Raw genomic sequence first — 25034 nt, forward strand, 5'->3', positions numbered from 1 at the left:
TGTGCGGTTCGGATAAAAAGCATAAGGCGGCTATTTTAACCGAAGCGGGCCGTCTGAAACGATATTTTTGTGCGCTGAGGCCGTCTGAAAAAGAGCGCCGCTCAGCAGCCTTTGTTGAGCCACACTTCCGACACGCATTGGCGCAATAATTGCAGCACCGGATCTTGTTCGTATTCGTCCAGGTAAATAAATTGCAGCGGCAGCGTTTGCTGGAATTGGTCGAGCATGGCAATCGGCTTGCCTGCGGCAATGGCGGCTTCGGCTTTGTGTATCGGCACCATGGCCATGCCCATGCCGTCGCCGACCAAATCGATAATGGTTTGCGGAAAATCGCAGATAATCTGGTGCTTGGGCGAGAGGCGGTGGCGGCGCCAGAATTGTTGGAGGTATTTGCGCCCGCCCGATAGACCCGACATTTCAATCCAGGTGTAGTTTTCCAAATCGGTGGGGTCGTCGGCCTGAATGTGGGCGGCGGCTTTGGCCGGGCAGATCAGGCAATAGCGGATGTCTTCGAGAAACAGGCTGCGGATGCCGCGATGGTTGGCTGCACCGAGATAAAAGCCGCCTTGCAGGGTTTTGTTTTGCACGCGCTCGAGAATTTCGCCGCTCATGCCGTATTGGATGTGCAGCTGCAAATCGGGATTGTGGTGGCGGATGCAGCGGGTGAGGGTGGTGACGCGGCTGGATAAAATCGGGTGCACGAGGCCGATTTCGGCGTGCTCCACATAATGCTCAGACAAGCTTTGTGCAAAACGCGCGAGCCGGTGGTGGTGCTGCAAAAGCTGCTCGGCTTCGGGCAGAAAGGCTTCGCCGGCGCGGGTGAGCGCCATGCCGCCGCTGGTGCGCTGAAACAACACAACGTTAAGATGTTTTTCAACCGCTTTGATCTGCGCCGACACGGCCGGCTGCGACAAGTGCAGGCTTTCGGCCGCTTGGGTGAGATTGCCGTGATGGGCAACGGTTACAAAGCTTTTGATTTGGTTGTAGTCCATATTTTTCTCGTGTAGCCCGCGGAAGGATATTTTGCCGCTTTCAGACGGCCTTGTTGTATTTATATTTGCTATTTTTAACATATTCAAGACTTTCTGAAAAGGTATTTTAATCGTGTAAAGATTTTGTAATTTAAGCATTTAACCTAAAGCGATAAGCATAACGGATTGTAGGCATTCAAAAATATAATTAGCCAAGCGGGTTGCGAAAGCATTTAAATCCCAACGTGCTGGATTTTCGGCATGGAAAACAAAGGAGAAGTTTATGAACAAGCAGACTGCAGCAAAAGTGCTGGCCAACCCGAAATTTGCGCAAATGGCCCGGCAAAAATCGTTGCTGGGCTGGTCTTTTTCAGCGGTGATGTTTGCCGTGTATGTGGTTTATATTTTATTCATCGGCATTGATCCGCATTCGTTTGCCAAGCCGGTGTCGGAGGGCAGCATCATCACTTGGGGCATTTATGTGGGCCTGTTTGTGATTTTGTTTGCCATTGCGATTACCGGCATTTATGTTTATCTGGCCAATGGTAAGTTTGAAAAAATGACCCAAGAAGTGGTGAAAGATGTGATGGGAGTGGAAAAATGAGCAAATTATGGTTGGCATTGGCCGCAGCGGCGCTGTCGGGCAATGCGTGGGCCGATGCGATTGGCGGCGAAGTGCAAAAGCAGCCGCTGAACATTGCCGCGGTGGTGATGTTTTTGATTTTTGTGGGCGCTACGCTGTTTATCACCAAGTGGGCAGCCAAGCAGAATAAGTCTTCCAAAGATTTCTACACGGCCGGCGGCGGTATTTCCGGCTTTCAAAACGGCCTGGCGATTGCGGGCGATTATATGTCGGCAGCCTCTTTTTTGGGCATTTCGGCCATGGTGTTTATGCGCGGCTACGACGGCCTGATTTATTCCACCGGCTTTTTGGTGGGCTGGCCGATTGTGCTTTTCCTGGTGGCCGAGCGGCTGCGCAACCTTGGTAAATTCACCTTCACCGATGTGGTGGCTTATCGCTTGAAGCAAACGCCGGTGCGTGTGTTTGCCGCTTCGGGCTCGCTTTTGGTGGTGATTTTCTACCTGATTGCGCAAATTGTGGGCGCGGGCAAATTGATTCAGCTTTTGTTTGGCATGGATTATATTTGGGCGGTGTTTATCGTGGGCATTTTGATGGTGTGTTATGTGCTCTTCGGCGGCATGCTGGCCACTACTTGGGTGCAGATGATCAAAGCGGTGCTGCTGCTCAGCGGTGCAACGTTTATGGCCTTCATGATTTTGAAAGGCGCCGGCTTCAGCTTGGAAAATATGTTTACCAAAGCCACGCAAATTCATGAAAAAGGCATAGGCATTATGGAGCCCGGGGGCTTGGTGAAAGACCCGATTGATGCGCTCTCGCTGGGCTTGGCGCTGATGTTCGGCACGGCCGGCCTGCCGCATATTTTGATGCGTTTCTTTACCGTGCCCGATGCCAAAGAGGCGCGTAAATCGGTGTTTGTGGCCACCGGCTTGATTGGTTATTTCTACATTCTCACGTTTGTAATCGGCTTCGGTGCGATTATTTATGTAACGCAAGACAATCCGCATTTCTTCCAAACCATGGTGAAAGAAGGCAAAACCGTGGTGGAGATGATCGGCGGCACCAATATGGCGGCAATCCACCTTTCCGAAGCTTTGGGCGGCAATTTGTTCTTGGGCTTTATTTCGGCAGTGGCCTTTGCCACAATTTTGGCGGTGGTGGCCGGCCTGACCTTATCCGGCGCATCGGCGGTGAGCCATGATTTGTATGCTTCGGTAATCCGCAAAGGCGAGGCCACTTCGCAAGAAGAAATGCGTGTGTCGCGCATTACTGTGCTGGTGTTGGGCGTGTTGGCAATTGTGTTCGGCCTGATGTTTGAAAATCAAAACATCGCCTTTATGGTAGGCTTGGCTTTTGCCATTGCCGCTTCGGCCAACTTCCCAATCTTGATGCTGTCGATGTTTTGGAAAGGCCTCACCACCCGTGGTGCGGTGATTGGCGGCTTTTCGGGCTTGATGTTGGCGCTGGTGCTGATTATTCTGGGGCCCAGCGTGTGGGTGCAGGTGCTGCATCACGAAGCGCCGATTTTCCCTTATGGCAACCCGGCGATTTTCAGCATTCCGGCCGCATTCATTATGGCTTGGCTGGGCTCGATTACCGATAAATCGAAGCAGGCCGAGCTGGATAAAGCAGGCTTTGAAGCACAATATGTGCGCTCGATGACCGGCATCGGTGCGGAAGAAGCTTCCGATCACTAAACCGGCATGATGCAAGGCCGTCTGAATTTTTCAGACGGCCTTTTTTTATGGGCGATTTGGCCTTTTTTGTGGGCGGTTTATAGTAGAATGCCGTCTGAAAACAATATTTGCCCAAACAATATTTGCCCAAAAGGATAAGCCGATGTATTTCGTTGACCGCACCGCCGTGGTGGTGAAGCCCACCGCCAAATTTCTCGAATGGCTCAAAAGCCTGGATGACGACATGCCCGATCTCACGCTCGAGCAGCTGCGCACCAATTGCTCGGTGTATCTGATTCCCGAATGTGATGAGCCGGAAGAAGCGGTGGCTTATTTCGATGAGCGTTATCTGGAAATTTTCCAGGCCGAATTGGCTGCGTGGGACACCATGGAAGAAAATTGGCCGCAAGACATGAGCCTGATCGCTTTTTGGGAATACTTCACTATCGAAATCCACGATATGGTGCTCGATATGGAAGCGGGCGAGCTCAATGTGAGCCCGGTGTTTGACAATATGATGTAAAAGCCATGCAAGCTTTTCAGGCGGCCTTGAAACCTTCGCGTGCAGGCTGCATATTCACCGTGCTGCTGCATTTGGCGGCGGCTTTGTTTTGCCTGCTGTTTTTTTATGGCGCAGCCCGCTGGCTGGGTTTATCGCTGCTGGCTGCCAGCTTGGTTTGGGCGTGGCGCGTGCAAACCTTGCGCGGGCGCGGTGCCGTGCACAAAATCGCGGTAGACCGGCAGGGGCGCGCAGCGGTGTTTACCGGCGCGGAGCACACCGCGTTTGCCGCCACTTTAATGCCGAAAAGCCTGATTTCACGCCATGTTTTGTTTTTGCAGTGGGATATCGGCGGGCGCACTTTTTACCATTGCGTGCTGCCCGATATGACAGAGCGCGAAAGCTACCGCCGCTTGATGGTTTGGGCAAAATGGGGGCGGCCCAAAGATTGAGGCCGTCTGAAACGCAGATTATTTGAACCATAACCACGAAGGCCGTCTGAATGCTTTCAGACGGCCTTTATCTGAATGTTTAACAACACATGAAAACACTAAACGATTGGCTCGCGCACCTTGAAACCGCCCACAGCAGCGGCCTGATTGATATGGGGCTGGCGCGCACGGACGAAGTGAAGCAGCGCATGCAGCTTAATCCTGAATGCCCGGTGGTGGTGGTGGCGGGCACCAACGGCAAAGGCTCGGTGTGTGCCTTTCTCACCCAGATCTACAAGCAGGCCGGCTTTAAAGTGGGCACGCTCACGAGCCCACATTTGCTGCGCTTTAACGAGCGCATCGCCATTAACGGCGAGCCGGTGGATGATGAAGCCATTGTGGCTTCGTTTGAGCGCATCGAAGAAGCACGCGGCGAGATTTCGCTCACTTATTTCGAATTCAACACCTTGGCCGCGGTGGATATTTTCATGCGCGAAAATGTTGATGTGATGATATTGGAAGTGGGCTTGGGCGGCCGCTTGGATGCGGTGAATGTGTTTGACGCCGATTGCGCCGTGGTGACCAGCATCGATTTGGATCACCAGTCTTTTTTGGGTGACACAGTAGAGCAGGTGGGCTTTGAAAAAGCCGGCGTGTTCCGCAGCGGCAAACCCGCCATTTGCGGCCAAAACCCGCCGCCCGAATCGCTGCGCCGCCACGCCGAGGCCATAGGTGCCCAATTGTTGCTGGCCGGGCGCGATTTCGGTTTCAGCAGGCTCGAGCAGCAGCAATGGTCGTTTCACTTCCACCCGCAGGCGCCCGATTTTTCAGACGGCCTCATGCGCAACCGCAATGCCTTGCCGGTGCCCGCTTTGCGCGGCGCCTATCAATTGGGCAATGCCGCCTGCGCATTGGCGGTAATCGAATGCCTGAATGCCGAGCTGCCGATAGACATCGGCGCCATCAAGCGCGGCCTGCTTTTGGTGAGCAACCCCGGCCGCTTCCAAGTGCTGCCCGGCCGCCCGCTGGTGATACTCGATGTGGGTCACAATCCGCACGCCGCCCGAGCGCTGCGCCAAGGCTTGATGGCGCTGCCTTTTGCTGAAAAACGCATCGCGGTGTTCAGCATGCTGGCCGATAAAGATATGGATGCGGTGATTGAAATCGTGAAAGACCAATTCGACGAATGGTATCTCGCGCCGCTGGCGCTGCCGCGCGGCCAAAGCGCCCAAGTGCAGGCGCAAAAGCTCGAAGCGCACGGCATCGGCCATGTGCATTGTTTGAAAAATGTGGTCGCGGCTTATCATGCCGCTTTGGCGGGCGCATCGGAAAATGATAGAATCACCGTTTTCGGATCGTTTCACACCGTTGCCGAAGTGATGGCAGCGCAGCAGCAAGGTTAAATCAATGGCAAACCCACGCTTGAATTCGCTTGACGAATACGAACAACTCAAACGCAAAAACCGCCGCCGCCTCGTGGGCGCATCGGCCATGGTGGTGCTGGCCGGCATTTTGCTGGCCAAAGTGCTCAACCAAGGCGCGGGTGAAGAAGCCGCGCCTGCGGCCAGCGCACCGGAAATGGTTGCCGCTTCGGTTGAAGCGCCGCAAATCATGGTGAATAACGAAGCCGCATCTGCCGATGATGCTTCCGATTTGGCACCTTCTGCCGTGCTCGAGCCTGCGCCCGAAGCCGACACCGACACTGATGCCCACACCGGCACCAGCACCGAATTGGCTAATCCGCTAGCCGGGCGCGCTGCCCCAAGTGCAACAGAAACAAGCGCCCCTGAAGTGAGGCCGTCTGAAACCGCGAAACCTGCGGATGCCGCCAAACCGATTGAAACGGCCAAACCGGCAACGAGCAAACCTGTGGAAGCCGCCAAGCCGGCCGAAACCGCGCCGCCGCCGGTGGTGGTAATCGACAATCAGGCCGAGCGCAAGGCGGCTGCCGAGCGTGAAGCGGCGGCCAACGCGCGCCGGCAGGCCGAGCAAAAAGCACGTGAACAGGCCGCAGCCAAAGAAGCCGAACGCAAGCAGCAAGCCGAGCGTGCGGCTGCACAAAAGGCTGAAGCGCAAAAAGCCGAAGCTTTGAAAAAACAGCAGGCGGCCAAGGCGCAAACCGAGAAAAAAACCGCTGCCCAAGATGTGCTTAACAATAAAGCCGCCAAATCTGCCGCCAATCCGCAGGCGATTTTGGAAGGCAGCACCACCGGCAGTCGCGTGATTATCCAGGCAGGCGCCTACAGCAGCAGCGCCCAGGCCAATCAAGTGCTGCAAAAGCTGGCCGACGCCGGCGTGAGCGCGCATGTGAGTGAGAGTGAAACCAGCAAAGGCACGGTTTACCGCGTGCGCACCGGCAGCTATCCCAATCGCGCCGCCGCCAATCAGGCGCTGGCCAAAATCCGCCAGCAAGGGCTCGACGGCATGGTGATCGGCCAATAATCATGGCGATATTCGATATTGTGGCGCTGGGCATTATTGTGGTTTGCATTTTGATTTCGATGATGCGCGGCGTGATTGCCGAAGTGGCTTCGCTGGTGATTTGGGTGGTGGCTTTTTTGGTGGCGAAAATGTTTGCCGCGCCTTTTGCCGCTGTGGCCCTCACATCCGTGCAGCCGCCGCAATTTGCGGTGGCGGTGGGCTTTATTTTATTGTTTGTTGCTGCATGGCTGGTGCAGCATTTTTTACGTTCGCTGCTCACTTCGGCTGTGTCGGCCATCGGCCTGGGCGGTGTCAACCGCCTGCTCGGCGCGGTGTTTGGCGCGGCCAAGGGCGTGTTGATTATCACGCTGGCGGTGCTGGTGTGTTCGTTTACCGATTTGCCGCAAACGCCCGATTGGCGGAAATCGTTCAGCGCAGTATATTTCGAGGCATTGGCGCAATTGGCCGTGCCTTATCTGCCGCCGGTGGTGGCAGATCAAGTGCAGTATCCGACACTTTGATTTTGGAGAAGAATAATGTGTGGTGTTTTAGGATTAGTGGCGCACGAGCCGGTAAACCAATTGCTTTATGACGGCCTGCAGATGTTGCAGCACCGCGGCCAAGATGCGGCGGGCATCGTCACCGTTGAGGGCAATGTGTTTCATATGCACAAAGGCAAAGGCATGGTGCGCGATGTGTTCCGCACCCGCAATATGCGCGATTTGGCCGGCCGCGCCGGCATTGCGCATGTGCGCTATCCCACAGCCGGCAATGCCGGCAGCAGCGCCGAGGCGCAGCCTTTTTATGTGAGCTCGCCCTTCGGCATTGTGCTGGCACACAACGGCAACCTCACCAACACCGAAGAGCTGTATGAAAACGTGTGTTTCAAGCACTTGCGCCACATCAACACCCGCTCCGATTCGGAAGTGCTGCTCAATGTGTTTGCGCACGAATTGCGCCGCGAAGTGACCGGTTCGGGCACCACAGAGCTGAGCGTGAACCATGTGTTTAACGCCGTGAGCAGCCTGCACAAACGTGTGCGCGGCGCTTATGGCGTGGTGGCGCTGATCGCCGGCTACGGCATGGTGGCTTTCCGCGACCCGCTGGGCATCCGCCCGCTGGTGTTGGGCAAACACACCGATGAAGCCGGCAACACGGCTTATGCGGTGGCTTCGGAATCGGTGGTGTTTAACAGCATCGCTTTTGAGCGCGAGCGCGATATTGCGCCGGGCGAGGCGGTGTTTGTGGGCTTTGACGGCCAGATTTTTACGCGCCAATGCGCAAAAGCGCCCCGGCTCAACCCCTGTCTGTTTGAATATGTGTATTTCGCGCGCCCCGATTCGGTGATGGACGGCGTGTCGGTGTATCAAGCGCGTGTGAATATGGGGATAACGCTGGCGGAAAAAGTGGCGCGCGAATTGCCGCTCGACGATATCGACGTGGTGATGCCGATTCCCGACACCAGCCGCCCCAGCGCGATGGAATTGGCACACCGCCTGGGCAAGCCTTATCGCGAAGGCTTGATTAAAAACCGCTATATCGGCCGCACCTTTATCATGCCCGGCCAAGCCACGCGCAAAAAATCGGTGCGCCAAAAGCTCAGCCCGATGGAGAGCGAATTTGCCGGCAAGAGCGTGTTGCTGGTGGATGATTCCATCGTGCGCGGCACCACCAGCCGTGAGATTGTGGAAATGGCGCGCCAAGCCGGTGCGCGCAAAGTGTATTTCGCTTCGGCCGCGCCGGAAGTGCGCTTTCCCAATGTGTACGGCATCGATATGCCCACCCGCGAAGAGCTGATTGCCAACGGGCGCACCGCCGCCGAAATCGCGCGTGAAATCAGCGCCGACGGCTGCGTGTTTCAAGAATTGGGCGCGCTGGAAGACTTGGTGCGCGCGCTCAATCCGGCCATCGAAAATTTCGACACTTCATGCTTCAGCGGCTGCTACCCCACCGGCGACATCGACGAAGCCTATCTGCAACGCCTATCCGGCAGCAAATCATCTGCGGCCGCCGCGCAGCTCAATCCGAGCCTGATCGATCACAGCGTGCGCATCAGCGATGATGATGAAGAAGAATAAGATGAAGCAAAAAGCCGCGTGAAAAGATTGCGCGGCTTTTTTTCAGACGGCCTGTTATCACTTTTTGTTATATCGATAGCATCAGGCCGTCTGAAACAAAGCTTGAAAGCCTGCCTGAATAAGCGCAAAATGTTAACAATTATTTAAACGATTGAGCACCATGAGCCGAACACTCCACCCCGAAACCCTCGCCATACGCGGCTTTAAAGAGCAAACCGAATACAACGAACACAACCAGGCGCTGTTTCTCACCAGCAGCTTTATGTGGCCGAGCGCTGCCGATGCGGAAGCTTTATTCGCCGGCAAACAGGCGGGCTACACCTATAGCCGCACCGCCAACCCCACCACCGCCACCTTTGCCAAACGCGTGGCCATGCTGGAGGGCGCCGAGCAAGCCGTGGCCACCGGCACCGGCATGTCGGCGATTCAGGCGGCCTTGCTCACTTTTTTGAGCGCCGGCGATCATTTGGTGTGCAGCCGCAGCCTGTTCGGCACCACCATCAGCCTGATTGAAAACCACATCAAGCGCTTCGGCATCGAAGTGAGCTTTGTGTCGCAAACCGATTTGCAGGAATGGCGCGATGCGTTGCAGCCGAACACAAAAATGTTTTTCCTCGAAACCCCTTCCAACCCGCTCAATGAAGTGGCCGATTTAGAAGCCTTGGCGCAAATCGCGCACGATGCGGGCGCGCTTTTGGTGGTGGACAACACCTTTCTCACGCCTTTATTGCAGCAGCCTTTGCAATTGGGCGCCGATATTTCGCTGCATTCGGCCACCAAAGCCATCGACGGCCAAGGCCGCGTGCAGGGCGGTGTGGTGGTGGGGGATGCCGAAAAAATGAAGCAGGTGCAGATGTATATGAATGCGGCGGGCTTGTCGATGGCGCCTTTTCACGCTTGGGTGCTGATCGGCGGCTTGGAAACACTTGCTGTGCGCATCGAGCGCCAATGCGCCAATGCCGACAAAGTGGCCGCGTGGCTGCGCCATCAGCCGCAAGTGGTGAATGTGTATCACGCCGGCTTTGCCGATCACCCGCAAGCCGATTTGGTGAAAAAGCAGCAAAGCGGCGGCGGCATGGTGCTGGCGTTTGAAGTGGCCGGCGGCCAAGAGGCGGCTTGGAAAGTGATTGATGCAGTGCAGATTTTTTCGCGCACCGCCAACTTGGGCGACGCACGCTCCACCATCACCCACCCGTGGACAACCACCCACGGCAAAATGAGCGCCGAAGCCAAAGAAGCCGCCGGCATCCGCCCGGGCTTGATCCGCATTTCCGTCGGCCTTGAGCATGCGGATGATTTGATTGCCGATTTGCAGCAGGCTTTGGCATAATCATCAGCTTGGCTTTCAGACGGCCTCGAAGTGTTCAGGCCGTCTGAAACACCTTTCAAATAAGGAATATATTATGGATGAAGCCGTATTTTCCGAATGGGCATTAAAAATCTGCCTGACCATTTTGATTGTTTTTCTGGGTTTTATCGTTTGGCATTTGGGCAAAGAATCGAAAGCCGGCAAATTCGGCACCTTTATTTTGTTTTTGGTGCTGGGTTTGGGCGTGTTCGGTTTTATCTTTAAAAACGTATTGATCGAATTTTTTGTGCTGTCTAAATAAACGGTGTGGCTCAAAGGCCGTCTGAAAGCGTTTCAGACGGCCTTAATCTTTGCTATGATAACTCGTTTGATTTTAAAAAGGCCGCGCACATGTGGCGCTATATTTTCCAACGATTGCTGCTGCTGATTCCCACGCTGTTGGGCATTTTGGCGATTACGTTTGCCATTATCCAGTTTGTGCCCGGCGGCCCGGTGGAGCAGATGGTGCAGCAGCTCACCCAAAGCAGCGTGGGCGGCGAAACCGCTGCTGCGGCCACGGGCACGCTGATGCGCAGCGGCAGCCATTTGAGCGCCGACGATATGGCCGCGCTCAATGCGCTCTACGGCTTCGACAAGCCGCCGTTGGAGCGTTTCGGCGACATGGTTTCCCGCTTTGCCCGCTTCGATTTGGGCGAGAGCTTTTTCCACCACCAAACCGTGTTTGAGCTGGTGAAAGAAAAAATGCCGGTGTCGATGAGCCTGGGGTTGTGGACTTTTTTCCTTACTTATCTTATCTGCATTCCGCTGGGCATTATCAAAGCCGTGCGCGACGGCTCGCGTTTTGATGCCGCCACCGGCATGCTGATTCTGCTGGGCTACACCATTCCGCCGTTTGTGCTCGGCCTCGTGTTGCTGGTGCTGTTTGGTGGCGGCAGCTTTTTTGCCTGGTTTCCGCAAGGCGGCTTGGTGAGCGATGATTGGCAAAGCTTGAGCTGGCCGGCCAAAATTCAGGATTATCTCTGGCACATGGCGCTGCCGGTTGCCGCCTCGGTGGCGGGTAATCTGGCGGTAATGACGGTGCTCACCAAAAATGTGTTTCTCGAAGAAATCCGCCGCCAATATGTTTACACCGCCCGCGCCAAAGGCTTGCCCGAGCGGCAGATTTTGCTGCGCCATGTGTTTCGCAACGCCATGATTCCGCTGATCACGGGCTTTCCCGCTGCCTTTATCGGCGCTTTTTTCACCGGCAGCCTCTTGATAGAAACCCTGTTTTCGCTCGATGGTTTGGGGCTGCTCTCATACGAAGCGGTGATGAAGCGCGATTATCCGGTGGTGATGGGCACGCTTTATGTGTTCACACTGATGGGCTTGCTGGCAAAATTATTGTCGGACATTTCCTATTCGTGGGTGGACCCGCGCATCCATTTCGGCGGCCAGAAATAATGAGGCCGTCTGAAACATTAAAAGGCAGCCATATGAATATCCGCTGTGAAATCCCCGCTGATTACGCCGCCGTTTACCGGCTGGTGCAAACCGCATTTGCCGCGGCCGAGCATAGCGATGGCAAAGAGCAGGATTTGGTGGCTGCCTTGCGCCAAAGCCGCAGCTTTGTGCCGGCCTTGTCGCTGGTGGCCGAAATAGAAGGGCGGCTTGCCGGCTATATTTTGTTTACTGAAATCGGCATCGGGAGCGAAACCGCCTTGGCGTTGGCGCCGCTGGCGGTGCACCCCGATTTTCAGCGGCAGGGCGTGGGCGGCCGTTTGATTCAATGCGGCCACGAAGCGGCGCGTGCGCTGGGCTACGGCGCTTGCGTGGTGTTGGGCAGCGCTGCTTATTATTCGAAATTCGGCTATCAAGAAGCCGCGCCATTGGGCATTTTGCCGCCGTTTGAGGTGCCGTCTGAAAACTTTATGGCCGTTGCGCTGGCCAACAAAGCCTTGCCGCAAGGCGTGGTGGCCTATGATGCCGCTTTTTTTACGGTTTAGCCGATGAATTCACATTTTTCCGCCTGGCAGGCATTCAAACAACACAAACGCGGCTTTCGGGCTTTGCGCCTGCTCGCCGTGCTGTTTGCGCTGGCCTTGTTGGCGCCGCTTTGGAGCAACGACAAACCTTTGTTGGTGCATTATCAGGGCAGCTATTATTTTCCGATGGTGAAAAGCTATAACGAAACCGTGTTTGGCGGCGATTTCGACACGCCTGCCGATTATCTCGACCCGCTGGTGCGCCGCAATATCACCGCCGATGGCAATAATGCCGTGTATCCGCCCAACCCCTATGCCGCCAACACGCTCAACGATTTCGACACCGCGCCCGATCCCGCGCCGCCCTCGGCACAACACTGGCTCGGCACCGACGACCGCGGCCGTGATGTGCTGGCGCGCCTGGTTTACGGCTTTCGCGATTCGCTTTTGTTTGCGCTGGCGCTCACCGCCGTCACCACCGTCATCGGCGTGCTCGCCGGAGCCGTGCAGGGCTATTTCGGCGGCAAGGTGGATTTGGTGATGCAGCGCTTTCTTGAAATCTGGGGCGGCCTGCCCGAGCTTTATCTGCTGATTATCCTCTCTTCGTTTTTCAACCCCGGCCTACTGGTTTTGCTGGTGATTCTGGCGCTGTTCGGCTGGATGGGCTTGTCGGATTATGTGCGTGCCGAGTTTCTGAAAAACCGCCAGGCCGATTATGTGCTGGCGGCCAAAAGCATGGGCGTGGGCAACCGCACCATTATGTGGCGGCATATTCTGCCCAACAGCCTCACGCCGGTGCTGGCGTTTTTGCCGTTTCGCATTTCCGGCGCCGTGCTCGCGCTCACCAGCCTCGACTTTCTCGGCCTAGGCGTGCCCGCTGCGCAAGCGAGCTTGGGCGAATTGCTGGCGCAGGGCAAAGACAACCTCGATGCTTGGTGGATAGGCCTCTCTGCCGTGTGCGCGCTCACCATTATGCTGTTGCTGCTGGTGATGATAGGCGAGGGGCTGCGACAGGCTTTTGATGTGCGGGCGAGGAGCTGAGTATGAATATCCTCGAAATCGAAAACCTCAGCGCCGCTTTTCCCGGCAAACCGGTGCTGCACGACATCAATCTTAGCGTGCGCCGCGGCCGCAAACTGGCGATTGTGGGCGAGAGCGGCAGCGGCAAAACGGTGTTGGCGCAAGGCATTATGCAGCTTAATCCGGCGGTGTCGCTCACAGGCCGTCTGAATTTCAACGGCGAAAACCTGCTTGGAAAATCACCGCGCCAATTGCAGAAGCTGCGCGGTAAAAGCATAGGCATGGTGTTTCAAGAGCCGATGACGGCGCTCAATCCGGTGATGCCGGTGGGCAGGCAAATTGCCGAAGTGCTCACGCTGCATTTGGGTTTGCCGCCGAAACAGGCATGGGCAAAAGCGGTGGCTTTGCTGGCCGAAACCGGCATACACGAGCCTGAAACCAAGGCGCTGTCTTATCCGTTTCAGCTCTCCGGCGGCCAGCGCCAGCGGGCGATGATTGCGATGGTAGTGGCGGCCGAGCCGCAACTTTTGATTGCCGATGAGCCCACCACGGCGCTGGATGTGGCGGTGCAGGCGCAGATTCTCGATTTGCTCGCGCGCCTGCAGGCCGAGCATCAAATGACCATGCTCTACATCACCCACGATTTGAACTTGGTGCGCCGCTTTGCCGACGATGTGGCGGTGATGCAGGGTGGGCGCATTGTGGAACAGGGCAGCGTGGCCGATGTGTTTGCCCGCCCGCAACACGATTACACCAAAATGCTGCTGGGCATCGGTGCACGGCGCGAAGTGGGCGCTGTGCCTGCTGATGCGGCCACGGTGCTGGCGGCCGAGCAAATCAGCGTGGCGGTGAGCGAGCGCGTGGGCTGGTTTAAAAAGCGCGAAAAAATCCTGCTCGAGCCTTTATCGTTTGATTTGAAGGCGGGTGAAACGCTGGGCATTATCGGCGAGAGCGGCAGCGGCAAAACCACGCTGGCCAAAGCGCTGATGCGGTTGATGCCGGCCAAAGGCCGTCTGAACATCAACGGGCAGGCGTGGCGGCCCGAGCTTAGACGCGAAATGCAGATGGTGTTTCAAGACCCGTTTGGCGCATTCAACCCGCGCATGACGGTGCTGGAAATTGTGTCGGAAGCCTTGCGCGTGTATGAGCCGCAGCTGAATCAGGCCGCCATGCGTGCGCGGGTGGGTGAAGTGTTGCGGCAGGTGGGGCTGGATGACGATATTTTGAGCCGCTATCCGCATGCTTTTTCCGGCGGCCAGCGCCAGCGGCTGGCGATTGCGCGCGCCATTATCGTGCGCCCGCAGGTGTTGGTGCTCGATGAGCCCACCAGCGCGCTCGATGTGCAATGGCAGCAACAGATCTTGGCTTTGCTCGCCGATTTGCAGCGGCAGCACGGGCTGAGCCTGATCATCATCAGCCACGATTTGGCCGTGATCCGCGCACTTGCGCATCGGGTGATGGTGTTGAAAGACGGCTGTGTGATAGAAGCAGGCAAGGTGGAGACGGTGTTTGCCAAACCGAATGCAGACTATACAAAAAAACTATTGATGCACGCGGGCACTTGAAATTTTGCGCCGAAACCCCTATTCTAAGCGCATCAAACAACCAACCGAATGCAGGCGCATTCACTTCAAAAGGAAACCGACATGAGCAATTTAATCGTACACGCCTCCGACGCGAGCTTTGAGCAAGATGTTTTGAAATCAGATGTGCCGGTGTTGCTGGATTTTTGGGCACCGTGGTGCGGCCCCTGCAAAATGATTGCGCCGATTTTGGATGAAGTGGCCGCCGAATTCGAGGGCAAGCTCAAAGTGGTGAAAATCAATATCGACGACAACGACCAAACCCCGGCCAAATTCGGCGTGCGCGGCATTCCGACTTTGATGGTGTTTAAAGACGGTCAAAACGTGGCCACCAAAGTGGGTGCCTTGGCCAAAGGCCAATTGGTGGCGTTTGTAAACGCATCGATTTAAGCCGGATGATAAAAAAGCTGCTGCGGCAGCTTTTTTTATTTTTATCGGAATCAATAACAGAACAGGCCGTCTGAAACAGTTTTCAGACGGCCTGTTTATGGAATCAAACGGTTGGCCGTTTATCGGTTTATTGTTTGGCGGCTTCTATCTGAATGGTGAGCTTGACGTTTTTCGACATGCCGGCGGCCACCAGATAATTCATGCCCCATTTGCTGCGGTCGATCACGGTTTCAAAATCGCCGCCGCACACTTCGGTTTTCAGCATCGGGCTGTTGTAGCAGTTGAACTTGGTGGCTTTAAGCGTTACCGGATGGGTTTGGCCGAGCAGGGTGAGCGTGCCTTCAACGCTGCTCACTTTATTGCCCTTGAAATGCCATTTGCTGGATTGGAAGCGCATTTCGGGATATTGGGCGGCGTTAAACAAATCGGCGCTTTTCAGGTGCTCGTCGAAGCGGGCGTTGCCGGTGTTGAGCGAGCTGACGGGAATGCGCACATCCACCGAGCCGGTTTGTGCTTTCGGGTCGAATGCTACGGTGCCGGTGAGGTTGTAGAAGCCGCCGGTGTTGGTGGTGGCGCCGAAATGGTCGATGGCGAAGCGGGCATTGGCGTGGTGGCTGTCGATGGTGTAGGTGGCGGCGGAAGCAGCGCCGGCGGCCACGGCCAGTAAGCCGGCAAACAGGGTTTTTTTCATGAGGGCTCCTTGATTTTTTGAAAGTGAAAGTGTTTGCATCCTAACATGAAAAGCCGTCTGAAACATTTCAGACGGCTTGATGATATCTTTCCCATCAATTAAAGATGGGCGCTTTATGGCAGGATGCTTACTTTTTCAATCACCACCGGTTTCACCGGCACATTTTGATGATAAGCGCGGTTGGCGGTTTGCACTTTGGCGATTTTCTGCACCACATCCATGCCGCCGGTAACTTTACCAAACACGGCATAGCCGGCACCTTGGGGCGTGCGGTCTTTATAGTTTAGAAAATCATTGTCGGCCACGTTGATGAAAAATTGGCTGGTGGCGGAATTGGGGTTGGCGGTGCGTGCCATGGCGATGGTGCCGACGGTGTTTTTCAGGCCGTTTTCAGCTTCGTTGCTGATGGCTTTTTCGGTGGGTTTTTGCTCCATATCGGGGGTGAAGCCGCCGCCCTGAATCATAAAGCCGTCCATCACGCGGTGGAAAATAGTGCCGTTGTAGAAGCCTTTATTGGCATAGTTCACAAAATTGGCCACGGATTTGGGTGCTTTTTGCTCATCAAGTGAAAGGCGGATCTGCCCCATATTGGTGTCGATCACGGCGCGGGTTTCGGCTTGTGCGCCCAGCGCGGCAAAGCCGAGCAGGCCGCAGAGCAGGAATTTGGATAAAGTTTGCATAATGAGAAAACGGATATTAAATGGGTGCGTATTATCGCTGAATTTGCGGTTGTGGTTTGTAAAAAAGTGCAAAAGGCCGTCTGAAAGTTTTCAGACGGCCTTTATAAAACAATTACTTTGAATATTTATACATGCAGCCGGCGCACATATTCCACTTCTTCGCGGCTGCCCATCACCACGGCCACGCGCTGGTGCAGGCCTTCGGGCTGGATGTCGAGCATATCGGCGGCGGCATTGGTGGCCGCGCCGCCGGCCTGCTCGAGAATCAAGCTCAAGGGGTTGGCTTCATACATCAGGCGCAGCTTGCCGGGCTTGGCGGGGTCGCGTGCGTCTTGCGGATACATAAACACGCCGCCGCGCATCAGGGTGCGGTGGATTTCGGCCACCATCGAGGCCACCCAGCGCATATTATAATTTTTGGCGCGCGGCCCGGTGTCGCCGGCGAGCAATTCGGCGATGTATTGCTGCATCGGCGCATACCAGTGGCGCTGGTTCGACATATTGATGGCGAATTCTTTGGTTTGTGCGGGCACTTGCGGGTGGGCGCCGGTTTGCACGAATTGGCCGTTTTCATCAAGGGTAAACACAAACACGCCGTGCTTGAAGGTAAACACGAGCTGGGTTTGCGGGCCGTAGAGCACATAGCCGCTGGCGGCTTGGTCGCGGCCTTTTTGCAGAAACGATTCGGTAGCAAGCGCGCCTTGCGGCTTGGTGAGAATGGAGAAAATGGTGCCCACGGAAATATTCACATCGATATTGGACGAGCCGTCGAGCGGGTCAAACAGCACCAAATAGCGGCCTTCTTCATGGCAGGGCACGAATGTGTCTTCTTCTTCGCTGGCGAGCCCGGCCACATCGGCATTGGCTTTGAGCGCGGCAATCAGCACATCGTTGGCAATCACATCGAGTTTTTTCTGATCTTCGCCCTGCACATTGCCGCTGCCGGCTTCACCCAGCACGCCGGCCAGCGCACCCAGGCGCACTTGCCGGTTGATTTGCACGCAGGCATCGACCACGGATTGGAGCACGCCGCCCAGTTGGTCGGGCAGAGCGTGTTGTTGCAGGTGTTGGGGCAGGAATTCGGCCAGGGTAGTCATAAGTTTCTCGCTTTAGTGGGAATCGGTTGAGGGGGCGGAGGCGGGTTGATGCTGTTGAATCAAGGCTTCGATGCAGGGCTGGGCCGCGGTGTTGGCTTTGCTTTGCGTGGCTTCATCGATATTGCCGCTGATGGCGCGCGCGATGTCGGCCGGGGTGAGCACTTCCAGCGCTTTCTCGGCCGCGCATTGGCACACTTGCTGCTTTTGCTCGGACGAAATACGCGTGTTTTCCGGTATGCTTTCCACGCAGGCTTTGCTGAACGAACTGATAAATTCGCTGTTGAATTTTTCTTCGACGGCTGCTTTTTGCTCGCCGCAGGCTGCCAGCAATAAGAGGGCGGGCAATAAGGTGAGAATAGGGCGGGTGGTGCGCATAAAAAGCAGCTCTTTCGGTAAGCGGACAATGAGGATTGTAATGCAAAGCGCGGCTGCTTTCTATCTTTGCCGCATCATCGGGTGAATTCATCAAGGCCGTCTGAACGCATAGCGGTTTCAGACGGCCTGTGGTTTATTTGATTTGAAAATCCAGCACAAAGCGCGCGCCATCGTCTTGCGCTAGCAAGGCGGCCAGCGCGGGCAGGCTCTCTTGCAGCTGCTGCGCCAAAAGATAGGGCGGGTTGATGATAAACATGCCGCTGCCGTGCATGCCGAAGCCGTCGGAGCGCGGGCGCTGCACATGCAGCTCGGCTTGCAGGTAATTATCGGGTGCAATCTTTTGCAGCTGCGCGGGCAATTTGCGGCTCTCTTCGCGGCTCAGGCAGGGATACCACACCAAATAGCAGCCTTGGGCAAAGCGCTTTTGCGCCTCTTTCAGGGTGTGCACCACGCGTTCGTAATCCTGTTTTTCTTCATAAGGCGGGTCGATCAACACCACGGCGCGGCGGGTGGGCGGCGGCAATAAGGCAATCAAACCCTGATAGCCGTCGGCCTGCACCACTTGGCCGCGCCGCCCGAGCCGGGCTTGCTGCATATTGTGTTGCAGATGCTGGAAATCGGCCGGGTGCAGCTCAAACAAGCGCAGCTTGTCGGCCGGGCGCAGCATCGCCTGCGCGAGCCAGGGTGAGCCGCAATAAAGGTGCGGCTCGGGCAGAATCGCGTTCAGACGGCCTAAAAAGTCGTGCAAACCCGGCGGCAGCTTGGCGGCTTGCTGCAACAGGGCGATGCCTTGCTTGTATTCGCCCACTTTTTGCGCTTCGTTGCCGCGCAAATCGTAAAGCCCCGCGCCGCTGTGGGTGTCGATATACCAATAAGGTTTGTCTTTGCGGTTGAAATAATCGAGCGTGAGATAAAGCACGAAATGTTTGAGCATATCGGCATGGTTGCCGGCATGGAAAGCGTGGCGGTAGCTGAGCATGAAAGAGAGGCCGTCTGAAAGAATGGCGCTATTTTACGGGATTTATCCGCCCGCGAGTAGCGCCGCCGTTGCCAAAGCTGCTGCAAACGCGTTACATTTTGCCCAAACCACAACAAGGCACAATTATGGCGGAACACTATATTTTATCGCTCGACCAGGGCACCACTTCTTCGCGTGCGATGATTTTCAACCATGCAGGCCAAATCGTTGCCAAGGCGCAAAAAGCCTTTGCCCAACATTTTCCCGAGCCGGGGCTGGTGGAGCATGATGCGAAAGAAATTTGGAGCACGCAGGTGTCGGTGCTGGCCGAAGCGCTGGCGCAATCGGGCATTGCCGCCGATCAAATCGCCGCCCTGGGCATCACCAACCAGCGCGAAACCACGATAGTGTGGGATAGAGCCAGCGGCGAGCCGGTGCACCGCGCCATTGTGTGGCAAGACCGGCGCACCGCCAAATATTGCGACAGCATCCGCGCCGCGCACGGCGACACCATCCGCGCCAAAACCGGCCTCGTGCTCGATGCTTATTTTTCCGCCACCAAGGTGAAATGGATTTTAGACCATGTGCCCGGCGCCCGTGCGCGCGCCGAAAAAGGGGAATTGTGTTTCGGCACGGTAGACACATGGCTCGTGTGGAACCTCACCGAAGGGCGCACCTTCGTTACCGACCCCGGCAATGCAAGCCGCACCATGCTTTTCAACATCCACACGCTGCAATGGGACGAAGATTTGCTCGCCCTTTTCGATATTCCCCGCGCCATGCTGCCCGAAGTGAAATCCAGCAGCGAAATATACGGGCACACCGCGCCGCGCTTCACCAATCGGCCGATTGCCATTGCCGGCATCGCGGGCGACCAGCAAGCTGCCTTATTCGGCCAGCTCTGCCTGGATAAAGGCATGCTCAAAAACACCTACGGCACCGGCTGCTTTTTGTTGATGAACACCGGCGATAAACCTGTGGATTCACAACACAATCTGCTCGCCACCGTGGCCTGGAAAATCGGCGGCAAAACCACTTATGCGCTCGAAGGCGGCGTGTTTGTGGGCGGCGCGGCAATCCAATGGCTGCGCGACGGCGCGCGGCTGATACGCGAAGCCGATGAAATCAACACGCTGGCCGCTTCCGTGGCCGACAACGGCGGCGTGTATTTCGTGCCCGCGCTCTCAGGCATGGGCGCGCCTTATTGGGACCAATATGCGCGCGGCAGTTTTTTCGGCATCACCCGCTGCACGTCAAACGGCCACCTCGCCCGCGCCGTGCTTGAAGGCATTGCATTTCAGGTGTATGACATTGTAAAGGCGATGGAAGCCGATGCCGGCCAGGCCACCGCGCAATTGCGTGTGGATGGCGGCGCGAGCCAAAGCGATTATTTGATGCAGGTGCAGTCGGATTTGTTTGCCTTCGATATCGTGCGCCCACGCATCACCGAAACCACCGCCCTGGGCGCGGCTTATCTGGCCGGGCTGGCGGTGGGCTTTTGGCAGAGCACCGACGAATTGCGGGCGCAATGGCAGGCGGATAAAGTGTTTTCGCCGCAGCTGCCACCCGAGCGCGTGCAGAAAATGCTGCATTATTGGCATAAAGCGGTGAAGGCGGCGCAGCATTGGATTGATGATTGAGGATCAATCGAAAGCGGTTTTGAAGCTTTGTCGACATTGTTTTTACGGTATATTTGAATCAAAGCCTCAGGCCGTCTGAAATATTTTTCAGACGGCCTGAGGCTTTTGTAAAACACCCGTTTTGTAAGATTTCGGCCTGTTTTATATTGACATATCTATAAAACTAGATTTATTATAGCGTCCATGAAACCCACCGACACCTTCAAAGCCTTATCCAACGAATACCGCTATCAAATGCTGCTGTGGCTGAAAAGCCCGCAGCAGCATTTTGCCGCGCATGCGCATTGCGATGTGGTGCACGATTTTGAGGGCGGCGTGTGTGTGGGGCTGGTGGCCGAAAAAGCCGGGCTGGCCCAATCGGTGGTGTCGGGCTATCTCAACACCTTGAAAAAAGCCGGCCTGCTCGAATCGCGCCGTATCGGTAAATGGACGTATTACCGCTATCACCGCGCCGGCGTGGAAGCTTTATTGCAGCAATTGCGCGAGCAGATTTAAACGGGCAGGGCGCAAATCTGCCCGCCTCCCCGCAGCCGCGGGATTATGGTGAATTAAATTTGAACCGATACTGCGTTGGCTCGCCTTGCCGTACGTGTGTACTGTCTGCGGCTCGCCGCCTTGTCTTGATTCAAATTTAATCCACTATATTTTGATTTTATCCAATCTATATTTTTAGATATAAGAAATTATCGCTGAATTAAAACAGGCCGTCTGAAAGTAGGCTTGCCGTTGAAAGGAAAAATAATGACCACACCCGCCGTATCCGCACTCAACCTCGTGCCCGTGCGCGCCGGCCACACCACCGAGCAGGCTTTGGCAAGCATGGTGGTGCTGGCGCAGCACACCGAAGCCTTGGGCTATAGCCGCTATTGGATTGCCGAGCACCACAACACCACCTCGCTCGCCAGCTCCGCCACTTCGATTTTAATCAGCCACACGCTGCAACACACCCAGCGCATCCGTGTGGGCTCCGGCGGCGTGATGCTGCCCAACCACAGCCCGCTGATGGTGGCCGAGCAATACGGCACACTGGCCACGCTTTATCCCGAGCGCGTGGATTTGGGATTGGGGCGCGCCCCCGGCACCGACCGCCTCACCGCCCAAGCCTTGCGCCGCGCCGAGCGCGAAACCTCGCTTGATTTTCCCGAAGATGTGGCCGCTTTGCAGCGCTATTTGGGTGATGCGGCAGGGCAGGGCTATGTGAAAGCCTTTCCCGGCATTGGCACCCATGTGCCGCTTTATATCCTCGGCTCCAGCACCGAAAGCGCTTATTTGGCTGCTGAAAAAGGGCTGCCTTATGTGTTTGCCGCCCATTTCGCGCCGCGTATGCTTGAAGAGGCGCTGGCGATTTACCGCAGCCGCTTCAGGCCGTCTGAAACCTTGGCGCAGCCTTATGCCATTGTGGCGCTCAATGTGATTGGCGCCGACGATGATCAAGCCGCGCAATATCTGGCCACCAGCCAGCAGCAATTTTTTCTCAACGTGGTGCGCAACAGCCGCCAGCCGCTCTCGCCGCCAGTCGACAGCATGGCCGGGCGCTGGAACGAGATGGAGCAACACACGGTTAACAGCATGACCGCCTGCTCTTTAATCGGCGGCCCCGCCACCTTGGCGGCGCAATTTAGCGAGCTGCACACGCGCCTGCGTGCCGATGAATATATGGCGGTGAGCTATATTTATGACGAAGCCTTGCAGTTTGCGTCTTACCGTTTGTTTAAAGAGGCGGTAGAGGCCGTCTGAAACCGATTTACGATTGATATTTAACCAAGAAAGCAAAATATGAAACCGCAATTTGAAGCCTTGTTCCAACCCCTCACTTTCAACAACGGCGCAACTCTGCCCAACCGCTTGGTGCTCGCCCCGATGACGCATTGGGCCTCGCATGCAGACGGCACGGCCAGCGAAGCCGAAATCGATTTTGTGGCCAGCCGCAGCAAAGGCTTAGGCATGGTGATTACCGCCGCCACCACCGTGCACCCCACCGGCCGCGCCTTTGACGGCGAGCCCAACGCCATCCGCGCTGAAGATCTGCCCGGCCTGCGCCGCTTGGCGCAAAGCATACAGGCAAAAGGCGCCAAAGCCGTGTTGCAGATTCATCACGGCGGCTTTCGCGCACTGCCGCATTTGGTGCCGGCCAACGGCGTGGTGGCGCCCAGCGCGTTTACGCTGATTCCCCCGTCGTTTTCATTCGATATCGAAGCCGACAAACGCCTGCAAAGCGAAGCGCGCGTGCTCACCGATGCCGAAATCCGTGAAATAGTGGCTGCTTATGCCCAAGCCACGCAATATGCTGTAGACGCCGGTTTCGACGGCGTGGAAATCCACGGCGCCAACGGCTATCTGCTGCAACAGTTTTACTCCGCCGCCAGCAACCTGCGCGATGACGAATGGGGCGGCAGCCGCGAAAAACGCATGGCTTTCCCGCTGGCCGTTGCCCGCGCCGTGGCCGATACCGTGGCCGCATCCGGCCGCCAAGATTTTATCGTCGGCTATCGTTTTTCACCCGAAGAAGCGCCTGCAAACGGCATTAAAATGGCCGACACGCTGGCCTTGATTGATGAATTGGTGAAGCTGCCGCTGCAATACCTGCATGTGTCGCTGGGCGATTTTAACGAGCCGGCCGAAAACGCCGCCGCCCATCCCGAGTTGCCGCCGCAGCGCATTGCGCAAATCCACCGCCATCTGGCCGGCCGCCTGCCGCTTGTCGGCGTGGGCGGTTTGGTGAGTGCGCAAAGCATTGCCGATGCGGGCAACAGCGGCCACGCCGAGCTGATTGCCGTGGGGCGCGGCGCGATTATCAACCCCGATTTCGCGCTCAAAATCGCCGCCGGCCGCGAAAACGAGCTGGCCGACAGCCTCGACGGCCCGCTGGGCGCACAAGCGCAACATATTCCTGATGTATTGTGGGGCTTGTTGCTGAACATGCAGCCGTGGGTGCCGTTTCGCGGCTTGAAGTGATGGTTGTTTAAATCAATAAACCGTCATGGTTTGATACGGGATGCCGTCTGAAAATATTCAGACGGCATCTCGTATGCGCGTGTGCATGAAACGTGCACCCAACCGGAAAACAACCGTGCCGCCTGAGCATCAAAGCTTCAGCGCGTAGGTTGGGTTGCCAAACCCAACATTTCAGGCGGCTTGAGGGATTCGTTGGGTTTTCAGCCCAAGCTGCCCGCTGTGCAGGCTGCAACCCTATGCATGCAAGCGAGCAGCATGTGGTATGCATGGGCAAACGCTGAGGCCGTCTGAAAATCTTTCAGCAGCCTGTAGGTCCGATTCTCGAATCCGACACTTGTTCGCAGAACAAGGCACGCACATCGCTTTGGCCGTTGGCTAAATGTCGGATTCAAGAATCCGACCTACGCGGATGATGCTGCCGAACTGCTTTTATTTTGTAAGGTTATTTTTTAGAATTGGTATGACGTGCATGCCCACAACAAAAGCCTGAGGCCGTCTGAAAATCTTTCAGACGGCCTCAGGCTTTGTTTGCCAAACATCATCACCAAAAAACGTTATTTGCCCGCTTTAATGCTTTGCCATTGGCGCACCATAAATTTCAGGCTTTCCGGCTCGATGGGCACCATGATAAAGCTGTTGGCCATGTCTTCATCGGTGGGAAACACGGTGTTGTCGTCGCGGTATTCGGCGGCCATCAGCGCGCGGGCGGGCAGGCTGGAGGGCGCGTAGGTAACATAATCACCGTTTTGCGCGGCCACTTCGGGCTCGAGAATGTTGTCGATATAGCGGTGGGCGTTGAGCACGTTGGCGGCGTCTTTCGGAATGGCAAACGAATCAATCCAAATGCCCACGCCTTCTTTGGGCATCATCACTTGGATTTTTTCTTTGCCGCCGGCTTCTTCGGCGCGGCGCTTGGCGATATTCAGATCGCCGCCGAAGCCTATGGTCACGCAGGTGTCGCCGCGCGCCAAGTCATCAATAAAGCCCGATGAGGTGAAGCGCTTGATATTGGGGCGGTTTTGTTTGAGCAATTCGCTGGCGGCTTTGATGTCGTCGATATTGCTGCTGTTGGGGTTTTTGCCCATATAGTTGAGCACCATCGGGTAAACTTCGGCGGCGCTGTCCAGATAGCTGATGCCGCATTGCTTGAGCTTGGCGGTGTATTCGGGGTTGAACACCAAATCCCATTGATTGTCGGGCAGCTTGTCGGTGCCGAGCGCTTTTTTCACCCGCTCGGTGTTGATGGCAAATGTGTTGGTGCCCCAGAAAAAAGGCACGGCATAATCGTTGCCCGGATCCACTTCCTGCATCAGCGCCAAAAGCTTGGGATTGATGTTTTTATAATTGGGAATCAGGCTTTTATCAAGCTTTTGATAAGCGCCGGCTTTGATTTGGCGGCCGATAAAGGCATTGGAGGGGCCGGCTAAGTCGTAGCCGGATTTGCCGGTGAGCATTTTGCTCTCCAGCGTTTCATCGCTGTCGTAATAATCGTATTTCACGGCCACACCGTATTGCTTTTCAAAGGCGGCCACGGTGGCGGGGTCGACATAATCCGACCAGTTGTAGATTTTCAGGTTGGCGGTTTCGGGCAGGGTGCCGGAAGTGGAAGCGGTGGCAGAAGCTGCGGCGCTGTTGGGGGGCTTCTCGTTGGACTTGTCGCCGCAGGCGGCCAGCGCCAGCACCACAAGGCCGAATAAAGGCAATGATTTCATCATG

General features: G+C 56.1%; 26 protein-coding genes. 19 read left to right on the forward strand and 7 right to left on the reverse strand.

The genetic code is table 11. The annotated features are described in order from the left end of the window. Positions 1-101: 101 nt before the first annotated feature. A complete protein-coding gene (locus tag EV680_RS02985; RefSeq protein ID WP_132953061.1) occupies positions 102-992 on the reverse strand; it encodes a LysR family transcriptional regulator in 891 nt (296 codons plus the stop codon). Positions 993-1254: 262 nt separating this feature from the next. Here EV680_RS02985 and EV680_RS02990 point away from each other — a divergent pair, with 262 nt between their 5' ends. The 15 genes from EV680_RS02990 to trxA all read left to right on the forward strand — a co-directional run bounded on the left by EV680_RS02990 (position 1255) and on the right by trxA (position 14922). Beyond that, a complete protein-coding gene (locus EV680_RS02990) occupies positions 1255-1575 on the forward strand; it encodes a DUF485 domain-containing protein (RefSeq protein WP_132953063.1) in 321 nt (106 codons plus the stop codon). Then, positions 1572-3248 carry a cation acetate symporter gene (locus tag EV680_RS02995; RefSeq protein WP_132953065.1) on the forward strand — a complete coding sequence of 559 codons (1677 nt, stop codon included), beginning with the start codon at positions 1572-1574 and terminating at the stop codon, positions 3246-3248. Before EV680_RS02990 ends, EV680_RS02995 begins: the two co-directional genes overlap by 4 nt. Before the next feature lie 142 nt (positions 3249-3390). Continuing rightward, positions 3391-3750: a hypothetical protein gene (locus EV680_RS03000; protein ID WP_132953067.1), complete on the forward strand. Its 360-nt coding sequence runs from the start codon at positions 3391-3393 to the stop codon at positions 3748-3750. 5 nt (positions 3751-3755) lie between these two features. Then, positions 3756-4178 carry a protein YgfX gene (locus tag EV680_RS03005; RefSeq protein ID WP_132953069.1) on the forward strand — a complete coding sequence of 141 codons (423 nt, stop codon included), beginning with the start codon at positions 3756-3758 and terminating at the stop codon, positions 4176-4178. Positions 4179-4267: 89 nt separating this feature from the next. Beyond that, complete coding sequence (gene folC, locus EV680_RS03010; protein ID WP_132953071.1) at positions 4268-5560, forward strand: bifunctional tetrahydrofolate synthase/dihydrofolate synthase; 1293 nt, start codon at positions 4268-4270, stop codon at positions 5558-5560. A 4-nt stretch (positions 5561-5564) separates the two neighbouring features. Beyond that, a complete protein-coding gene (locus EV680_RS03015) occupies positions 5565-6599 on the forward strand; it encodes an SPOR domain-containing protein (RefSeq protein WP_132953073.1) in 1035 nt (344 codons plus the stop codon). 2 nt (positions 6600-6601) lie between these two features. Continuing rightward, a complete protein-coding gene (locus tag EV680_RS03020) occupies positions 6602-7099 on the forward strand; it encodes a CvpA family protein (protein ID WP_132953075.1) in 498 nt (165 codons plus the stop codon). A gap of 15 nt (positions 7100-7114) precedes the next feature. Beyond that, positions 7115-8656, forward strand: coding sequence for an amidophosphoribosyltransferase (purF, locus tag EV680_RS03025; protein WP_132953077.1), 1542 nt, complete (start codon positions 7115-7117; stop codon positions 8654-8656). A 160-nt stretch (positions 8657-8816) separates the two neighbouring features. After that, positions 8817-9986 (forward strand): O-succinylhomoserine sulfhydrylase, encoded by a 1170-nt coding sequence (metZ, locus tag EV680_RS03030; RefSeq protein WP_132953079.1) that lies wholly within the window; start codon positions 8817-8819, stop codon positions 9984-9986. Between the two features lie 73 nt (positions 9987-10059). Beyond that, positions 10060-10266 carry a DUF2788 domain-containing protein gene (locus EV680_RS03035; RefSeq protein WP_132953081.1) on the forward strand — a complete coding sequence of 69 codons (207 nt, stop codon included), beginning with the start codon at positions 10060-10062 and terminating at the stop codon, positions 10264-10266. 89 nt (positions 10267-10355) lie between these two features. Next, positions 10356-11408 (forward strand): ABC transporter permease subunit, encoded by a 1053-nt coding sequence (locus EV680_RS03040; protein ID WP_132953083.1) that lies wholly within the window; start codon positions 10356-10358, stop codon positions 11406-11408. A 32-nt stretch (positions 11409-11440) separates the two neighbouring features. Further along, a complete protein-coding gene (locus tag EV680_RS03045) occupies positions 11441-11950 on the forward strand; it encodes a GNAT family N-acetyltransferase (protein ID WP_132953085.1) in 510 nt (169 codons plus the stop codon). Between the two features lie 3 nt (positions 11951-11953). Next, entirely contained in the window at positions 11954-12970 is a 1017-nt protein-coding gene (locus EV680_RS03050; RefSeq protein ID WP_132953087.1) for an ABC transporter permease, read from the forward strand. Next, positions 12967-14514, forward strand: coding sequence for an ABC transporter ATP-binding protein (locus EV680_RS03055; protein ID WP_132953089.1), 1548 nt, complete (start codon positions 12967-12969; stop codon positions 14512-14514). Before EV680_RS03050 ends, EV680_RS03055 begins: the two co-directional genes overlap by 4 nt. Positions 14515-14595: 81 nt before the next feature. Next, positions 14596-14922: a thioredoxin TrxA gene (gene trxA, locus EV680_RS03060; RefSeq protein WP_132953091.1), complete on the forward strand. Its 327-nt coding sequence runs from the start codon at positions 14596-14598 to the stop codon at positions 14920-14922. Positions 14923-15049: 127 nt separating this feature from the next. Here the strand turns inward: trxA and EV680_RS03065 are convergent, their stop codons facing one another. From EV680_RS03065 to EV680_RS03085, 5 genes are all read right to left on the reverse strand, one after another. Next, a complete protein-coding gene (locus tag EV680_RS03065; RefSeq protein WP_132953093.1) occupies positions 15050-15613 on the reverse strand; it encodes a YceI family protein in 564 nt (187 codons plus the stop codon). A gap of 113 nt (positions 15614-15726) precedes the next feature. Further along, positions 15727-16293 carry a peptidylprolyl isomerase gene (locus EV680_RS03070; protein ID WP_132953095.1) on the reverse strand — a complete coding sequence of 189 codons (567 nt, stop codon included), beginning with the start codon at positions 16291-16293 and terminating at the stop codon, positions 15727-15729. A gap of 125 nt (positions 16294-16418) precedes the next feature. Continuing rightward, complete coding sequence (locus EV680_RS03075) at positions 16419-17390, reverse strand: class 1 fructose-bisphosphatase (RefSeq protein WP_132953097.1); 972 nt, start codon at positions 17388-17390, stop codon at positions 16419-16421. Positions 17391-17402: 12 nt separating this feature from the next. Continuing rightward, the gene (locus tag EV680_RS03080) at positions 17403-17765 is read right to left on the reverse strand and encodes a hypothetical protein (protein ID WP_132953099.1); all 363 of its coding nucleotides are present in this window, start codon (positions 17763-17765) and stop codon (positions 17403-17405) included. Between the two features lie 133 nt (positions 17766-17898). Then, the gene (locus EV680_RS03085; protein ID WP_132953101.1) at positions 17899-18744 is read right to left on the reverse strand and encodes a 23S rRNA (adenine(2030)-N(6))-methyltransferase RlmJ; all 846 of its coding nucleotides are present in this window, start codon (positions 18742-18744) and stop codon (positions 17899-17901) included. Positions 18745-18869: 125 nt separating this feature from the next. Here EV680_RS03085 and glpK point away from each other — a divergent pair, with 125 nt between their 5' ends. From glpK to EV680_RS03105, 4 genes are all read left to right on the forward strand, one after another. Further along, the gene (gene glpK, locus EV680_RS03090; protein ID WP_132953103.1) at positions 18870-20363 is read left to right on the forward strand and encodes a glycerol kinase GlpK; all 1494 of its coding nucleotides are present in this window, start codon (positions 18870-18872) and stop codon (positions 20361-20363) included. A gap of 183 nt (positions 20364-20546) precedes the next feature. Then, a complete protein-coding gene (locus EV680_RS03095; RefSeq protein ID WP_132953105.1) occupies positions 20547-20858 on the forward strand; it encodes an ArsR/SmtB family transcription factor in 312 nt (103 codons plus the stop codon). 246 nt (positions 20859-21104) lie between these two features. Then, positions 21105-22100, forward strand: coding sequence for an LLM class flavin-dependent oxidoreductase (locus EV680_RS03100; protein WP_132953107.1), 996 nt, complete (start codon positions 21105-21107; stop codon positions 22098-22100). A 39-nt stretch (positions 22101-22139) separates the two neighbouring features. Next, the gene (locus EV680_RS03105) at positions 22140-23318 is read left to right on the forward strand and encodes an oxidoreductase (RefSeq protein ID WP_132953109.1); all 1179 of its coding nucleotides are present in this window, start codon (positions 22140-22142) and stop codon (positions 23316-23318) included. 554 nt (positions 23319-23872) lie between these two features. On the opposite strand, the gene EV680_RS03110 is transcribed toward EV680_RS03105, so the two are convergent. Beyond that, the gene (locus EV680_RS03110; RefSeq protein ID WP_132953111.1) at positions 23873-25033 is read right to left on the reverse strand and encodes a polyamine ABC transporter substrate-binding protein; all 1161 of its coding nucleotides are present in this window, start codon (positions 25031-25033) and stop codon (positions 23873-23875) included. Position 25034: the final 1 nt, after the last annotated feature.

It is taken from the genome of Uruburuella suis, assembly GCF_004341385.1.
In the GTDB taxonomy this organism is placed as follows: domain Bacteria; phylum Pseudomonadota; class Gammaproteobacteria; order Burkholderiales; family Neisseriaceae; genus Neisseria; species Neisseria suis.

Bases quoted from the DNA above. Each gene is read 5' to 3' on its own strand.
- EV680_RS02985 (WP_132953061.1), bottom strand. From the start codon at position 992: ATGGACTACAACCAAATCAAAAGCTTTGTAACCGTTGCCCATCACGGC.
- EV680_RS02990 (WP_132953063.1), top strand. From the start codon at position 1,255: ATGAACAAGCAGACTGCAGCAAAAGTGCTGGCCAACCCGAAATTTGCG.
- EV680_RS02995 (WP_132953065.1), top strand. From the start codon at position 1,572: ATGAGCAAATTATGGTTGGCATTGGCCGCAGCGGCGCTGTCGGGCAAT.
- EV680_RS03000 (WP_132953067.1), top strand. From the start codon at position 3,391: ATGTATTTCGTTGACCGCACCGCCGTGGTGGTGAAGCCCACCGCCAAA.
- EV680_RS03005 (WP_132953069.1), top strand. From the start codon at position 3,756: ATGCAAGCTTTTCAGGCGGCCTTGAAACCTTCGCGTGCAGGCTGCATA.
- folC (WP_132953071.1), top strand. From the start codon at position 4,268: ATGAAAACACTAAACGATTGGCTCGCGCACCTTGAAACCGCCCACAGC.
- EV680_RS03015 (WP_132953073.1), top strand. From the start codon at position 5,565: ATGGCAAACCCACGCTTGAATTCGCTTGACGAATACGAACAACTCAAA.
- EV680_RS03020 (WP_132953075.1), top strand. From the start codon at position 6,602: ATGGCGATATTCGATATTGTGGCGCTGGGCATTATTGTGGTTTGCATT.
- purF (WP_132953077.1), top strand. From the start codon at position 7,115: ATGTGTGGTGTTTTAGGATTAGTGGCGCACGAGCCGGTAAACCAATTG.
- metZ (WP_132953079.1), top strand. From the start codon at position 8,817: ATGAGCCGAACACTCCACCCCGAAACCCTCGCCATACGCGGCTTTAAA.
- EV680_RS03035 (WP_132953081.1), top strand. From the start codon at position 10,060: ATGGATGAAGCCGTATTTTCCGAATGGGCATTAAAAATCTGCCTGACC.
- EV680_RS03040 (WP_132953083.1), top strand. From the start codon at position 10,356: ATGTGGCGCTATATTTTCCAACGATTGCTGCTGCTGATTCCCACGCTG.
- EV680_RS03045 (WP_132953085.1), top strand. From the start codon at position 11,441: ATGAATATCCGCTGTGAAATCCCCGCTGATTACGCCGCCGTTTACCGG.
- EV680_RS03050 (WP_132953087.1), top strand. From the start codon at position 11,954: ATGAATTCACATTTTTCCGCCTGGCAGGCATTCAAACAACACAAACGC.
- trxA (WP_132953091.1), top strand. From the start codon at position 14,596: ATGAGCAATTTAATCGTACACGCCTCCGACGCGAGCTTTGAGCAAGAT.
- EV680_RS03065 (WP_132953093.1), bottom strand. From the start codon at position 15,613: ATGAAAAAAACCCTGTTTGCCGGCTTACTGGCCGTGGCCGCCGGCGCT.
- EV680_RS03070 (WP_132953095.1), bottom strand. From the start codon at position 16,293: ATGCAAACTTTATCCAAATTCCTGCTCTGCGGCCTGCTCGGCTTTGCC.
- EV680_RS03075 (WP_132953097.1), bottom strand. From the start codon at position 17,390: ATGACTACCCTGGCCGAATTCCTGCCCCAACACCTGCAACAACACGCT.
- EV680_RS03080 (WP_132953099.1), bottom strand. From the start codon at position 17,765: ATGCGCACCACCCGCCCTATTCTCACCTTATTGCCCGCCCTCTTATTG.
- EV680_RS03085 (WP_132953101.1), bottom strand. From the start codon at position 18,744: ATGCTCAGCTACCGCCACGCTTTCCATGCCGGCAACCATGCCGATATG.
- glpK (WP_132953103.1), top strand. From the start codon at position 18,870: ATGGCGGAACACTATATTTTATCGCTCGACCAGGGCACCACTTCTTCG.
- EV680_RS03095 (WP_132953105.1), top strand. From the start codon at position 20,547: ATGAAACCCACCGACACCTTCAAAGCCTTATCCAACGAATACCGCTAT.
- EV680_RS03100 (WP_132953107.1), top strand. From the start codon at position 21,105: ATGACCACACCCGCCGTATCCGCACTCAACCTCGTGCCCGTGCGCGCC.
- EV680_RS03105 (WP_132953109.1), top strand. From the start codon at position 22,140: ATGAAACCGCAATTTGAAGCCTTGTTCCAACCCCTCACTTTCAACAAC.
- EV680_RS03110 (WP_132953111.1), bottom strand. From the start codon at position 25,033: ATGATGAAATCATTGCCTTTATTCGGCCTTGTGGTGCTGGCGCTGGCC.